Here is a 14026-nt window from a genome sequence, read left to right as displayed (position 1 = left end):
TCTACAAGGAGGGTGAGAACTATGATTCGATGGTGGAACTGGCCTCCCGGATGCTGGATGCGGTGTCGGCGAACTGGTCGGACTGTTACACGGTCAAGGCTGTCGCACGGGCATTCAAAGTCGAAGTTCCCGGACTGGACTGCTCTCTGATCGGAGAGTGGGACTGCGTCGTTCAGGATGGGCGGGACATTTGCATCGTGGATTGGAAAACATCCGCGAGCCGCTGGCCCGCCGGAAAGGCCGAACGCGATCTTCAGGCGACCGTGTTCAGTTATGCGTATGAGAAACTGACCGGCACCACTCCGCTTTTCCGTTTCGATGTGGTCACCAAGACGAAGAAGCCGAGTTATGAGAGCCATTACACCAGTCGTGGCTTTCACGACTTCCGCAGATTCGAGGCGCTGGCGAGCCGGGCGCAGTATGCGATCAATCAAGGCGTGTTTCTGCCGAATGAAACATCGTTTGCCTGCGGCGAATGTCCTTACTGGCATCGTTGCAGGCAGTGGCATTTAAAGAAATGGAGGTAACTATGGGACTGATGATTGAGAGTAATGCCCGTTTTGTCGGGCGTGATGAGATTGCGCAGGTGCCGACTCCGATCGGGACGGTCAGTTGGAAACCGGTGCCGCACATGGAGGTGATCGATGCGGTCGGTGATGTGGTGAACGCGCGCGGCTGGCGGATTCTCGATGAACAGTACGGCTTGGCGCGGGATGGACAGAAGCTCTTCGGAGTTATGCGGATCAACCGCAGCAGTTCGCCCGAATGGAGCCGCTGCATCGGCATCCGCAACAGCCATGACCGCAGTTTGTCGGTCGGTCTGACCGCCGGGATTACGGTGCTGGTCTGTTCTAACAACGCCTTTGGCGGTTCAATGGTCATCAAACGCCGCCATACCCGGCAGATTCGGGTGCGCGATCTGGTGATCGATGCCGTGGACGCGCTCGAAGAAGAGTTCCTGACACTCGAAACCGTGGCTGAAGGGCTGAAGATCGATGAAGTCGGAGATGATGAGGTACGGGCTTCCATCGTCAAGGCCGCCGAGATTCAGGCGATTCCGAGCTGCGACATCCTGAACGTCTGGAAAGAGTTCAAGGAGCCGAAACACGAGGAGTTCGCCGAGCCGACCCGGTGGAGTTTGTTGAACGCCTTCACTGAAACCGCTAAAAAGTACAGTCCCGCCCGCGCCGATCTCTGTTACCGGGGATTGACCCGCCTGTTCGGGCTTGACGGACGGGAAGCCATTCTCTGGAGGAAATAAATGGATATTTCTTGAGAAGAGTGTCAGATTTTCCCGCTATATGCCAATTGGTTAGTAAAGAACACTGCGGTCCGACCAAAACAGACCCGCTCCCGCTCCGAACTTGGTACACTCGGAACGGTGCCTACCCAAGTACCCCGGCGGCAGTTCCTCTGCCGTCGGTTTTATCTTCAACCACACGAAAGGAAACCCGAACTATGCTGAAAGAAATCCTGACTGCCGCCCTTGCCATCGTCGCCGCATGGCTGTTGATCGCTCTGCTGCCCTCTCTGTTCGAGGTCGGTATCGGCCTGATGCTGCTTGCCGGTCTGTTTTGGCTGGTTTCCGCCATCAGTGCCGGTTTCAAGCCCTGTTATCGCGAGGCTTGATCCGGCAAGAGGTTCCGATTAAAACCGGAGCCTCTTTTTTAATTCTCAAAATGCAGCCGGATTATAAAAGTAGATTTTGGAGGAGGCGATTTACTTGCCGTTTGACTTTTCCGAAAGAACCATTATTTTTGGTTACAGTTTGGTTACACTTTGAGGCAGAAAGGGCCTTGAAGTACGTTAATTGAAAATCGGACGGCAAGTTGCTGAAATGGGAAAATCCGAGGTGAATCTTTGATTTCCGGGCAAAAAAAATGGTGGCCGGACCCAGAATCGAACTGGGGACACGGGGATTTTCAGTCCCCTGCTCTACCGACTGAGCTATCCTGCCACCAAAATGTCACGCTGTTTCGCTTGACATCACATAATAAACACCGTTTTCAGGAAAAGTCAAACCGGAAATCCATTTTTTTCCCGATTTTTATTCTGTTTTTTTACTTCGCCGCCTTTTCCCGGAGCGGTTTTTCGATTGCCGCAAAGGTCGCCTCCGCAATCTTCGCCATGCCGCGGTCTCCCGGATGCCAGTTCACTCCGCCGTTCTTGAAGTGTCCCTCGCTCCCCGCCTTGTTCGCCGGGTCCGCCGCCAGCGGCGCGAGATTCACCGACAATACCCCGTTTTCCGCCGCCGCCGCACGGATCATCTCGTTCAACGGACCATCCCCCCAGTTCGTCAGACACACGATGATCGGATCACGATCCCCGCGCAAATCCCGGATCATCTGCGAATAGTTGTTCTGGAACTCCTCCTTGTTCTTCTTCCCGCGATAATTGTCGGAAATCTGGATCACGATCACATCCGCATCATTCCCCTTGAGCGCATCCCACCCTTTCATCTCTTTCTCACTGGAGATCCATGCAAGCTGAAGTTCCGGGGCTTTCTCCTGCTTCACCAGGTCGCAGATCTTCCGGTGCAGCAGATGCGCGTAATCTTTCTCCTGCGCCGTCGCCGCCATCCCCCAGTCGCTGTTCCAGCCGAGCTGCGGCGCGACTCCGTGCTTCATGATGCTGTTCCCGATGATCATCACTTTCCGGATCTCTCCGGCTCCGGCTCCGACTCCCGCCGCCAGCAGCGCGGCACAGACGAACAGCAGACTCCGTTTGAACATGATTCCTCCCTCCTGTTACTGGCCGAGCGACTTCAGAACGGCCTCGGCGATTTTCTCCATCCCGCGATCGCCGGGCATTCCGTCGATCTTCGGGAACTTACCCTCCGACGCAGCCCGGTTCTCCGGGGCCGCGTGAATCGCCCGCAGCGAGACGAATTTCGCCCCGTGCGCGGCTGCCGCTTTCGCGATCACCTCTTCGAGCTGCACGTTTTCCCACGGCCCGAGACAGACCACCGTCTTCGGAGAACCCTCGCGCAGTTCGTCGATCATCTGCCCGTAAGCCTCGCCGTACTCGTCCAGAGAAATTCCCCCCTTGTAGTTCTCTCCGAGCTGAATCACCACCAGATCCGCGCTGCACGGCACCAGGTGCACCCAGCCGGTCATCTCATCCTGATACATGATGCTGTCCGTCGCCAGCTCCAGATCCGGAGAGGCCTTTCGCAGCGCCGCGTGCAGCCGGTGGGCGAAATCGTTCTCCCGCGCCGTCGCCGCCATCCCCCAGTCATTCGGCCACCCGAGCGACGCATCCGGGGCGCATGCCGTAAGCGCATCTCCCACCACCAGCATCTTCCGGAATGCCGGCATCTCCGGGGACGTTGTACATCCTGCCAATACGAGCGCGGCCAATGCCGCCATGATCGAAATCTTCATCCCGTCAGCTCCTGTTCTCATATTTGGATAACTAGTTAACTATACAATGGGAAGATCCGGTTTGCAAACCGGAAAAACGGATTTTTTATCAAAAAAAAGCCCCTCTCACTTGCAAAAAAAGGAGTTTTTTGCTATGTTACGCAGCAGTTTTGAACCTATTCACCCGGAACTTTCAACACATATGATTCTTGCGCTCGATTTTGAGACGGCGAATGCCGACCCGGGCAGCATCTGTTCGGTTGGAGTCGCCTCGCTGGAAAGCGGACGGATCACCCGACGCAGGGAGATTCTGATCCGGCCGCACGAATGCTGCGGGTGGTTTCATCCGTTCAACGTCTCGATTCACGGTATCCGGCCGGAAATGGTGCGCAACGCTCCGGAGTGGGATGCGGTATGGCCGCTGCTCGCGGATCACTTCCGGGACAGTGTCGTCGTCGCGCATAATGCCGCGTTCGACATCGGCGCGTTTCGACGGGTCATGGAACTTTACGAACTTGAGCTTCCGGAGTTCCCCTACTTCTGCAGCTGCAAACTCGCCCGCCGACTCTGGCCGGAACTTGAGAACCACCGGCTTAACACGCTCTGCCGCCACGTCGGATTCGAGTTTCAGCACCATCAGGCCGGGGAAGACGCCGCCGCTGCCGCGTTTCTCGTCCACAAGATGTTGGAATTCACCGGCGCGGACGATTGGCAGACGCTGCTCGAATACGCGGGCGTCACCCCCGGACGGGTCTCCCCGCTGGAGTGCACTCCCTGCCGGGTCGTTCCGAAGAAACGGCGGGCCAGATGAAGAAAGTCGTCATTCACACCGATGGCGCCTGCCACGGAAACCCCGGCCCCGGCGGCTGGGCCGCAATCCTCGAATACGGCCCCCACCGCCGCGAACTCTGCGGCGGATTCGCGGAGACGACGAACAACCGCATGGAACTCTTCGCCGCCATCGCCGCTCTCGAGGCGCTGAAAGAACCTTGTGAAGTCGCCCTCCACTCCGATTCCAGCTACCTCGTGAATGCCGTCTCCAGGCGGTGGCTCGAACGCTGGAACCGCTGCGGCTGGCGCAAGGCCGACAAACAACCGGTCCTCAACGCAGATCTCTGGAAACGACTCCTCCGCCAGCTCGAACGTCACCGGGTCAACCCCGTCTGGGTCAAGGGTCACGCCGATCATGCCGGGAACGTCCGCTGCGACGAACTCGCCGGAGAGGCCGCACGCAGAACCGATCTGCCGCGGGACTCCGGTTTTTCACCGGGAGAATGACGATATCTCTCATCGAATCGACTATTTTCTCTATTTTATTTCCGATTTACGGCAATATATTACAAAAAAGCAAAACGACTTAATGAATGGAGGTTTTTCATGACCCGGGATTCGCAACTTCGTTATCCGGCCGTGCCGCTGGTGGTGCACGACCCTTACTTCAGCATCTGGTCGTTCAGCGACGCGCTCAACGACGACTGGGCGCATCACTGGACCGGCAGCTTCATCGGCATGACCGGCATGATCCGGATCGACGGCGACTCTTTCGTCTGGTGCGGCCGTCCCCAGTTCGCTCCCGCGATGAAACAGACCGTCTGCCGTGTGCTGCCGACCCGGACGGTCTATACGTTTGAAGCGGGCGGCGTGCGGCTGACCGTCACGTTCCTGACGCCCGCGCTGCCGCACAAACTCGAGGTGCTTTCGCGGCCTCTGACCTATCTGGTCTTCGAGATCGAGTCGCTCGACGGCGCCGCGCATGACTGCAGCGTCTATTTCGACTGCGGCGGCGAACCGTGCGTCGACCAGATCGGCGACCAGATCGTCTGGGGGAGATTCCGCCATCCGGAGTTCGAGCTTCTGAGCCTTGCGGCGGCGGACCAGCGGCCGCTGCGCCGTTCCGGAGACAATCTGCGCATCGAATGGGGACGCCTCTTCTTCGGCATCCCGCGGAAATTCCAGGCGGAAACCGCGATCGCGGAGAACCCGAGCCTGCGCCGCCCTTTCGCTCAGAACGGCACAATAACCTCCGTTCCGGACGACCTCAATATGCCGCAGGCGGTCAAGGAGAACTGGATCGCGATGGCGTTCACGCTCCCGCTCTCAGTTCCGGCGAACGGCCATGCCGAGGCGTGGGCGGTGATCGCCTACGACGACGTCTGGTCGATCGAATATCTGAATCGGAAACTCCAGGCTTACTGGCGCGAATCACTCAACGGATTCGATGAACTTCTGACGCGCGCCGCCACCGAATTCGATTCGCTCCGCGCCGAGTGCGAAGCATATGACCGGATGCTTTTGACCGACGCGGAGGCTGCGGGCGGCGAAGCGTATGCGGATCTCTGCGCGCTCGCGTTCCGGCAGGCGATCGGCGCCCACAAACTCGTGGCGGATTTCGATGGTACGCCGCTCTTCTTCTCCAAAGAGAACTTCTCGAACGGCTGCATCGCGACGGTCGACGTGACCTACCCATCCGCGCCGCTCTTTCTGCTGACGGCGCCTGAACTGCTCAAGGGGATGCTCATTCCGATCCTCGATTACGCCGGGAGCCGCCGCTGGAAGTTCCCGTTCGCCCCGCACGATCTGGGCACCTACCCGCTCGCGAACGGCCAGGTTTACGGCGGCGGCGAACGCTCCGAAGAGAATCAGATGCCGGTCGAGGAGTGCGGCAACATGCTGCTGCTCGCCTCCGCGCTGGTCGAGTTCCATGACGATCTCGAGTTCGCCCGCCGCTACCGGGGCACACTCAAACTCTGGGCCGACTACCTGCTCGACAAAGGGTACGATCCGGAAAATCAGCTCTGTACGGACGATTTTGCCGGGCATCTCGCGCACAACACGAACCTCTCGCTCAAGGCGATTCTCGCGCTCGGCGGATGGGCGCTCGTCGAACAGAAACTCGGCGATGACGCCGAAGCCGCGAAATACCGCTCCGCCGCCGCGGAAGCCGCAAAACGGTGGAAACAGGACGCTTTCGATGAATCGGGCTGCTACCGCCTCGCGTTCGACCAGCCCTGCTCCTGGAGTCAGAAGTACAACCTCGTCTGGGATAAACTGTTCGGGCTCAATCTCTTTCCCGAAGAGATCGCCGGGACCGAACTCGCTCACTACCGCCGCATGCAGAACCGTTACGGCCTCCCGCTCGACAGCCGCAGAAGTTACACGAAACTCGACTGGATCGTCTGGAGCGCCACGCTGACCGGAAAACGCGACGACTTCGACGCGCTCGTCGCTCCGCTCCGCACCTGGCTCAACGAAACCCCCTCCCGGGTGCCGATGACCGACTGGTTCGAGACGACTGACGGCCGCATGGTCGGATTCCAGGCCCGTTCCGTGGTCGGCGGACTCTTTATCCGGCTGCTCGACGATCCGGAACTCCGGAAGAAGTATCTCGGGCTGCTCGAAAAGTAACAGGAGAATCACGCGGCGCGTACCCCGCGACTCACGCCGGGAAACAGAACTCCCGGAACGTTTCGTCCGTGCGCGCCTCGAGTTCCGCCGGAGGAAGTCGCAACTTCTCCGCCGCATTTTCGAGCACGATCTCGATCGGCTCCGGCGCCTCATCCGTCTCGAAACCGATGCCGTCGAGCCCGGAAGAGCGGAGATGTTCAACGAGCGCGGCGTCGTTCAGCGCCGCACGCCCGAGCGAGACACGCAGTCCCCGCTCCCGCAGCCGCGCGAGCCGCTCCGGTTTCCCGCGGAATCCATGGAACAGCACCCGGAGTTCCGGAAAATGCTTCAGCATTCCGAGCAGCTCCTCCGTCGCCCGGACGCAGTGAATGACCACCGGCTTATGCCGCTCCGCCGCCAGTCCGAGGAGCTCTTCGAGATAGTTCTGCTGCACCGTGAGCGTCGGGCCGCGCAACCGGTCGAGCCCGATCTCCCCGAGTGCGGCGGCGTCGTTCAGCGCCTCCCGGAACGCCGGAGAGAGCGGCTCGAACCGTTCCGGCAGTTTCCACGGGTGCAGTTCAAGCGAAGCGAGCGGGTAGCGCGACAGTTCTTCCTCCACGCAGGAGACAAGCGTACGCGCCGCCGATTTCGGGCGATGGGCATGGAAATCGGTCGCCATGCTTCAGAGCGCTTTCCCGATTCCGGCCCCGGCAGCGCAGAGCCCCGAGTGCAGCAGTTTCTGGGCGTGACAGATCGCCAGTGCGATCGCGTCAGTCGCATCCAGGGGAATCCGTTCGATTCCGATCCCGGTTTCGGCGGAGACCATCATCGCAACCTGTTCCTTGGTCGCCTTGCCGCTGCCGAACGCCGCACGTTTGGCCGAACTCGGCGAGTAGGCGTAGACCGGAACCGATGCTTCCGCCAGCGCCGTCAGAATCGCGCCGCGCGCCATCCCGAGGATGATCGCAGTCGACGCATTCCGCCCGACAAACGGATCTTCGATCGAGGCGTAATCAGGCGTGAACGCCCCGACCAGCTCCCGGATTCCCCCTGCGAGGCGGCGCAGGCACTCCGTGTGCGGCAGCCGCGCAGAATTCGCGATGATTCCGCAATCGAGAATCTCGAATCGCGCCGCCGATTCCGTCCGGATCACGCCGTACCCGGTCGTGCGGATCGCCGGGTCAATGCCGAGAATGACCATGTTTCTCTCCTCCGACTTCCCTGTTCGCCATGAAAAAAGGGCGGCCCGCCGGAATTCGCTCCCGGAGCCGCCCCGTGAATCGTTATGGGAAAAATCCCTCACTCCTCTTCGAGCTGATCGGCGATTGCATCGGAAATTTCGTAGTTCGCCGTCACCTGCTGAACGTCGTCAAGTTCTTCCATGCGTTCCACGAGACGCATCACCTGCCGCGCGATGGAGACGTCGGTCACTTCGGTCACCATTTCCGGCTTGCGGATCACCTCGGCCTCCTCGGTCGGGATTCCCTTTTCTTCAAAGAGCTTCACCAGCGTTTCAAAGTTTTCGGGATCGGCCCACACCTCGGCCACGCCGTCTTCGACCGTCAGATCGTTCGCGCCCGCATCGAGAACCAGATCCATGAGTTTTTCTTCATCGGCCCATTCGCCCGTGATCGTGAAGTGCGCCTGCCGCTTGAACATGCGCGCGACCGCGCCCGACCCGGCCATATTCCCGCCGTTGCGGTCGAACACCATGCGGACGTCGCTGATCGAACGATTCCGGTTGTCGGTCAGGCACTCGACGATGACCGCCACGCCGCCGGCAGCGTACCCCTCGTAGACGATCTCCTCGTAGACCACGTCGCCGAGTTCGCCCGCGCCCTTCTTGATCGCGCGTTCGATATTCACGTTCGGCATGTTGACCGCTTTCGCGGCGACCAGTGCGGAACGCAGCCGCGGATTCCCGTCAGGGTCGGACCCCCCCATCTTCGCGGCAACCATGATCTCCTTGGCAATGCGGGAGAACGCCTTGCCTTTCACCTTATCGGCGGCTTCCTTCTTGTGCTTGATATTCGCCCATTTACTGTGCCCGGACATTTTTGACTCCAATCGGTTGGGTATTGAACATAATTCTATTAATTTACTCCCGGAGCCGGAAAATTTCAAGCGCCGGAAATCACAAAGTCAGACCGTTACTTTGCGAGCTTGCGATGCAGCGTACGGCGGCTGATGCCGAGCAGTTTCGCCGCGGCAGTGCGGTTGCCGTTGCATTTGCGCAGCGCCTCGTCGATCAGAATCCGCTCGTTATCCTCGAGTTTCAGCGGCTTGTCGCCCGGAGCGGGAGCAGCCGCTCCATGCGGCAGAAGCTCTTCCGCCTGTTCCGGATGTCGCACGCTCGCGGGCAGGTCGCGCACCTCGAGCAGCGGCCCCTGCGCAAGCACGACCATCGATTCGATGCAGTTGCGCAGTTCGCGGATGTTCCCGGGCCACGGATAGTCGATGAGCGCCCGGAGCGCCTCCGGCGAGATCCCCGTCACCGGGCGGTTGTTCTCGCGCGCAAACTCCGCCGCAAACCGCGCGACGAGCTGCGGAATCTCCTGACGTCGCTCCCGCAGCGGCGGCAGCGCGATGTTCACCACGCTGAGCCGGTAGAAGAGATCCTCCCGGAAACGGTTTTCCATGACCATCTTGCGCAGATCCCGGTTTGTCGCCGAGATCAGCCGGACATCGACTTTGATCGTTTCCGTCCCGCCGACCCGCTCGAACGAACGGCTCTCGAGAACCCGCAGCAGCTTCACCTGCGTGGCGGCGTCGATTTCGCCGATCTCGTCGAGGAAGATCGTTCCGCCGTCCGCCGCTTCAAAACGGCCGATGTGCCGCTCCTGCGCCCCCGTGAACGCCCCTTTCTCATAACCGAAAAGTTCGCTCTCCAGCAGCGTCGAAGTCAGCGCCGCGCAGTGCACCGCGACGAATTCTCCGCGCCTGCCGCTGCGTTCGTGCAGCAGCCGTGCGATCACCTCCTTGCCGGTGCCGCTCTCCCCCGTGAGCAGCACGGTCGAACGGGTCGGTGCGACCGTGTTGACCAGCCGCATCACCTCCGCCATCGGACCGCTTCCCTCGGCGGGTTCCGGCAGGATGTATTCAGGCGTGAGTTCCGTCGGACCGTGCAGCTCCAGCAGCGCCGGAACGTGCGTCACGGCCTCGGGCGCGCGCTCTTCGACGAGTTCGCCCTCGGCGGGTTCGGCGGGGTGTTTGCGCCGCTCCTCGAGTGCGGCCCGGATCACCGACTCGAGTTTATCGAGCTTGACCGGTTTCGTCACGAAGTCGAACGCTCCCTGTTTGACTGCCGCGACCGCGTCTTCAATCGACCCGTAGGCGGTCAGCAGCACGCAGGAGGGGGGATCCGGCTGCGCCTTTGCAACTTCAAGCACTTCCATGCCGTCGTGTTTCGGCATGCGCAGATCGGTCAGCACGAGGTCGAACTTCTCTCCGGCGAGTTTTTCGAGCGCGTCACCGCCGTCCGCGGCGGTCGTGACCCGGTAACGGCGGCCGAGATAACGTGCCATCGCTTCACGGGTGTTGTGTTCGTCATCGACGATCAGCAGTTTCGGGCGTTCCTCTTCCATCCGCCGCCTCGCCCTACAGAAGATCCGCCCCGGTGTCGGGATCGACCAGCCGGAACTCCTCGTAGTGAAGCAGCGGATCGGCGCGGAAACTCAAAACATGGTCGTATTTCTCCTCGATGTCGGTCAGCAGCTTCGCGTCCTCGTTGCGAAGCCGCGCGAGCACGTCCGGGTGCATGATGACCCGCACCGGAACGTCTTTGTAACGCTTTTCGCGCAGGACGGAGTTGAGCCGCCGCTGAATTTCAACGCTCATCGTAAGCGGCGATTTGACCCGTCCCGTCCCGGAACAGTAGGGACAGGGATTGTAGACCTGGTCGAGAATGCTCTCGTGTTCGCGCTGCCGGGTCATCTCCATCAAGCCGAGTTTCGAGATCGGCAGGACTTTCGTCTTGGCGCGGTCGTCTTTGACGAGTTTCTTCATGGTGCGCAGCACTTCGTCACGGTCTTTCGCGCTCTTCATATCGATGAAATCGAGCACGACCAGTCCGCCGATGTTGCGCAGCCGGAGCTGTCGCGCGATCTCCGCGGCGGCCTCGAGATTCGTCTTGAGAATGAACTCCGGCTGGTCGGTTCCCTTGCGGCCGCGTCCGGAATTCACGTCGATCGCAATCAGCGCCTCGGTCTCGTCGATGCAGATGTATCCGCCTCCGGGCAGCCGCACCTCGCGCTGGTAGACCTCGCGCAGCTGGTCGTTGATCTTGTACTGGTCGAAGATCGGTTTCGGGGAGTTGTAGAGTGTGACTTTCCCGGCCATCTTCGCGCCGCCGATCCGGCGGAGCGTGTCGGCGATCTGTTTGCATGCAGTCTTGTCGTCGACGACGATTCCGCCGATTTCGTCGGTCATGAAGTCGCGGATTGTGCGCGCGACGAGGTTCGGCTCGGTGAAAACCTCCGCCGGAGCTTTCTGCGTCTCCATCGCATGTTCGATCTTGCGCCAGTAGTCGAGCAGCAGATCGAGGTCGCGCTTGAAAAACGCCGCTTTTCTTCCCTCTCCGGCCGTGCGGCAGATGAGCCCCATCCCCTCGGGAAGTTCGAGCGAGGAGAGGATTTTGCGCAGCCTGTCGCGCTCCTGCGCCCCCTCGATGCGGGTCGAGAGCCCGATGTGTTCGCTGTACGGCATGAGCACGAGATAGCGTCCGGGGATCGACATGTTCGTCGTGACCCGCGCCCCTTTCGTCCCGATCGGGGACTTCACGACCTGCACGAGCAGCTCCATGCCGGGCTTGAAGAATTCCGGAATGTCCGCCACGGTCAGCTTTTTCTTGCGGCGGAGCGCCTCGGAGAGAGCCCGGCTGCCGGGATGGGCCTCCTGGCGTTTGCGGCGTTTTGCGGCGATGGGGGCGTCGACGCCGGTGTTGCGGGCCGCAGCCTCTTCGGCCTCCTCGGCCTCCTCTTCGCTGATCCGTTTCTCGAGCAGCTCGTCACCGCCGGGGAGCATTTCGTGGTAGTGCAGAAACGCGTTCTTTTCCGCGCCGATGTCGATGAACGCCGCCTGAAGCGAGGGTTCGAGGTTGATGATTCTGCCGAGATAAATGTTTCCGACCTTCGGGCCGGAATCTTCACGTTCGATCTGATACTCCTCGAGACGGCCGTCGTTCAGCATCGCGAAACGACGTTCCAGCTTCTCGCAGTTCAGAATCATCTGCTTGCCGCTTTTTTCCATGTTTTTTGTTCCATCGTAAAAAAATTGTTCTTCATCCGCGGCGTGTTACCGCGGCAGGAATTCGGGAATCTCTCCGCGCAGCCCGTTGAGCCAGGCGGTTGCGGACATGCTGCGCCGCCCCGGGGGCGCCAGCTCGAAAATCTCGATTGCGCCGTGTCCGCAGGCGACGACGAGACCATATTTGTCCGCCTGAAGCACTTCACCGGGGCGGCCGGCGAGATCGCGACGCATCGCGACCCGCAGCAGTGTGATTGACTCCTCCCCCTTTGCGGTTCGGACCATGCTGAATGCGCCGGGCCAGGGGCAGTATGCACGCACCATCGCCTCGATCTCCTGGCAGAATCCGGTCCAGCGGATCCGTCCGTCCGATTTGCGGATTTTCGTACAGACCGTCGCGCTGACGGGATCCTGCGGCTCGGGGCGCAGTTCGCCGCGGCAGATGCTGCAGAGAATTCCGGGAGCGGCTTCCGCTGCGATGCGGCCGAGCTTGAACTCCAGTTCGCCTGCATACTCGGTGTGGTCGAGCGGCAGCGTGATCGTCTGGTAGACCGCTCCCGTGTCGAGGCCGCGTTCCATGGCCATGAAGCAGACTCCCGTCTCGGAGTCCCGGTTCAGGATGCACTGCGTGATCGGTGACGCGCCGCGATACCGCGGCAACAGTGACGCATGGATGTTGACACATCCCGCCGCCGGCAGCGACAGAAGTTCCGCACGCAGCAGCTGGCCGAATGAGATGACCAGGACGATATCAGGTTGTTTCCGTCTCAGGCCATCCAGATACTCCGGTGCATTGACCGAGGCGATGCGTTCCGCCTCGATCCCGATCTCGGCCGCGGCGGAGGCGACCGGCGTCGGAGTCGGCCGCCGGCTGCGCCCGGCCGGCCGGTCGAGCTGTGTGCCGACGCCGACCAGTTCGAGTTCCGGCGAGGAGGCGATCGCTTTCAATACCGGGCAGGCGATGACGCCGGATCCCAGAAAATAAATTTTCGGCCTGTTTGTCATAAATTCTCTATTGCAAAAAAACAAATCCCATGCGATTATAAATATAAATGCAATATTCGGAAAAGGCTACTGGCAAAATGGTAAAATCTACAAAATTTGCAATCATGCTCGGCGGAAATCTCGGGAATTCCGCCGAAATCTTTCGTGAAGCGGTGAAAAAACTCGCCGCCGCCGGATGCGGGGAACTCAAAATGAGCCGCATTTACCGCAGCGCGCCGGTCGACTGCGTGCCGGGCACACCCGATTTTTCCGACGCGGCGCTGACCGGCATCTGGCCGGGAAACGCGCTCGAACTGCTGCGTCTGTGCCGGAAACTCGAACAAGAGGCGGGGCGACCCGCAGACCACTCGAGCCGGGAGTCGCGGACGCTCGACCTCGATTTGATTCTCTTCGGCGATGAGGTCCGAAACACCCCGGAACTCACGCTGCCGCACCCCCGCGCGCAACAGCGGCGGTTCGTGCTCGAACCGCTCGCGGAACTGATTCCGGAGGCCCGCTTCCCCGACACGGGGCGGAAAATCGAGGAATGTTTGAGAAATTTGCCGCCGGAGCATTGACAGCCGGGAGAATTGCAATATATTATTCTTAACAGGATCAGGAAGTACAACGTAATTTTCATCGATAGGCGGAGACGGATCATTTATGCAACCCGAAATGCTTTTTGCAGTCATCATCGCCGTGCTGTTTCTGGCGGCCTTGATTCTCGTGCTGGTGCAGCTCACCCGCTTTCTGGCGAAGTTTGAACAGGAGCGCCGCGATTTCGACGAGGATCTCATCGGCCTGGCCGGACAGATCAAGAAGATGCAGACCACGCTGGCCGAGATTCTGATCGAACAGAGGCGGATCACCCGTCTCACGGTCGAGGGGCTCGACCTGAAGAAAGCGGAGATGACCGGTGACTTCGAGATCATCGAGGAGCCGCTGCCCGGTCCGGCCGCGGCCTCCCCGCAGCCGCCCGAGCCGCCGCCGTTCACCGCGCCGCAGCGGCAGAGCGGACCGCGCTTCCCCGAATTGATGAAATAAAGATTTGT

At 60.5% G+C, this 14026-nt stretch carries 16 protein-coding genes and 1 tRNA gene; 8 read left to right on the top strand and 9 right to left on the bottom strand.

Annotation, left to right across the window (positions count from 1 at the left end):
- The 3 genes from Q0J85_RS10020 to Q0J85_RS10010 all read left to right on the top strand — a co-directional run.
- Window positions 1–527, top strand: a 527-nt coding sequence (locus Q0J85_RS10020; protein WP_294480992.1) for a PD-(D/E)XK nuclease family protein, incomplete at its 5' end; no start/stop codon positions are given.
- A gap of 2 nt (window positions 528–529) precedes the next feature.
- Window positions 530–1261, top strand: a complete 732-nt coding sequence (locus Q0J85_RS10015) for a DUF932 domain-containing protein (protein WP_294480991.1) — start codon at window positions 530–532, stop codon at window positions 1259–1261.
- A 197-nt stretch (window positions 1262–1458) separates the two neighbouring features.
- Window positions 1459–1629, top strand: a complete 171-nt coding sequence (locus Q0J85_RS10010) for a hypothetical protein (RefSeq protein WP_294480990.1) — start codon at window positions 1459–1461, stop codon at window positions 1627–1629.
- A gap of 252 nt (window positions 1630–1881) precedes the next feature.
- Here the strand turns inward: Q0J85_RS10010 and Q0J85_RS10005 are convergent.
- The 3 genes from Q0J85_RS10005 to Q0J85_RS09995 form a co-directional block, all read right to left on the bottom strand.
- Window positions 1882–1957: transfer RNA gene (locus Q0J85_RS10005), tRNA-Phe, on the bottom strand.
- A gap of 103 nt (window positions 1958–2060) precedes the next feature.
- Entirely contained in the window at window positions 2061–2732 is a 672-nt protein-coding gene (locus Q0J85_RS10000; protein ID WP_294480988.1) for an SGNH/GDSL hydrolase family protein, read from the bottom strand.
- Window positions 2733–2747: 15 nt separating this feature from the next.
- A complete protein-coding gene (locus Q0J85_RS09995; protein ID WP_294480987.1) occupies window positions 2748–3383 on the bottom strand; it encodes an SGNH/GDSL hydrolase family protein in 636 nt (211 codons plus the stop codon).
- A gap of 181 nt (window positions 3384–3564) precedes the next feature.
- On the opposite strand from Q0J85_RS09995, the gene Q0J85_RS09990 reads away from it, so the two are divergent.
- From Q0J85_RS09990 to Q0J85_RS09980, 3 genes are all read left to right on the top strand, one after another.
- Window positions 3565–4173 (top strand): 3'-5' exonuclease, encoded by a 609-nt coding sequence (locus tag Q0J85_RS09990; RefSeq protein ID WP_294480985.1) that lies wholly within the window; start codon window positions 3565–3567, stop codon window positions 4171–4173.
- A complete protein-coding gene (rnhA, locus tag Q0J85_RS09985; protein WP_294480983.1) occupies window positions 4170–4640 on the top strand; it encodes a ribonuclease HI in 471 nt (156 codons plus the stop codon). Before Q0J85_RS09990 ends, rnhA begins: the two co-directional genes overlap by 4 nt.
- A gap of 99 nt (window positions 4641–4739) precedes the next feature.
- On the top strand, window positions 4740–6767 hold the full coding sequence (locus Q0J85_RS09980; RefSeq protein WP_294480982.1) for a glutaminase family protein: 2028 nt from the start codon (window positions 4740–4742) through the stop codon (window positions 6765–6767).
- A 31-nt stretch (window positions 6768–6798) separates the two neighbouring features.
- On the opposite strand, the gene Q0J85_RS09975 is transcribed toward Q0J85_RS09980, so the two are convergent.
- From Q0J85_RS09975 to fmt, 6 genes are all read right to left on the bottom strand, one after another.
- Entirely contained in the window at window positions 6799–7425 is a 627-nt protein-coding gene (locus tag Q0J85_RS09975; RefSeq protein ID WP_294480981.1) for a TatD family hydrolase, read from the bottom strand.
- A gap of 3 nt (window positions 7426–7428) precedes the next feature.
- Window positions 7429–7947, bottom strand: a complete 519-nt coding sequence (gene ruvC / locus Q0J85_RS09970) for a crossover junction endodeoxyribonuclease RuvC (protein WP_294480979.1) — start codon at window positions 7945–7947, stop codon at window positions 7429–7431.
- A gap of 98 nt (window positions 7948–8045) precedes the next feature.
- Window positions 8046–8801: a YebC/PmpR family DNA-binding transcriptional regulator gene (locus Q0J85_RS09965; protein WP_294480977.1), complete on the bottom strand. Its 756-nt coding sequence runs from the start codon at window positions 8799–8801 to the stop codon at window positions 8046–8048.
- 95 nt (window positions 8802–8896) lie between these two features.
- Entirely contained in the window at window positions 8897–10330 is a 1434-nt protein-coding gene (locus Q0J85_RS09960) for a sigma-54 dependent transcriptional regulator (protein WP_294480976.1), read from the bottom strand.
- A 13-nt stretch (window positions 10331–10343) separates the two neighbouring features.
- The gene (locus Q0J85_RS09955) at window positions 10344–11993 is read right to left on the bottom strand and encodes an Rne/Rng family ribonuclease (protein ID WP_294480975.1); all 1650 of its coding nucleotides are present in this window, start codon (window positions 11991–11993) and stop codon (window positions 10344–10346) included.
- A gap of 45 nt (window positions 11994–12038) precedes the next feature.
- Window positions 12039–12995, bottom strand: a complete 957-nt coding sequence (fmt, locus tag Q0J85_RS09950; RefSeq protein ID WP_294480973.1) for a methionyl-tRNA formyltransferase — start codon at window positions 12993–12995, stop codon at window positions 12039–12041.
- Window positions 12996–13072: 77 nt separating this feature from the next.
- On the opposite strand from fmt, the gene folK reads away from it, so the two are divergent.
- Together folK and Q0J85_RS09940 are read left to right on the top strand one after the other, a co-directional pair.
- Window positions 13073–13552, top strand: a complete 480-nt coding sequence (gene folK, locus Q0J85_RS09945) for a 2-amino-4-hydroxy-6-hydroxymethyldihydropteridine diphosphokinase (protein WP_294480972.1) — start codon at window positions 13073–13075, stop codon at window positions 13550–13552.
- An 85-nt stretch (window positions 13553–13637) separates the two neighbouring features.
- Entirely contained in the window at window positions 13638–14018 is a 381-nt protein-coding gene (locus Q0J85_RS09940; RefSeq protein ID WP_294480971.1) for a hypothetical protein, read from the top strand.
- Window positions 14019–14026: the final 8 nt, after the last annotated feature.

The organism is uncultured Victivallis sp., from assembly GCA_944389935.1.
Lineage (GTDB): Bacteria > Verrucomicrobiota > Lentisphaeria > Victivallales > Victivallaceae > Victivallis.
The sequence above is the reverse complement of the archived record's forward strand: the minus strand, read 5'-3'. Positions and strand labels throughout refer to the sequence as shown.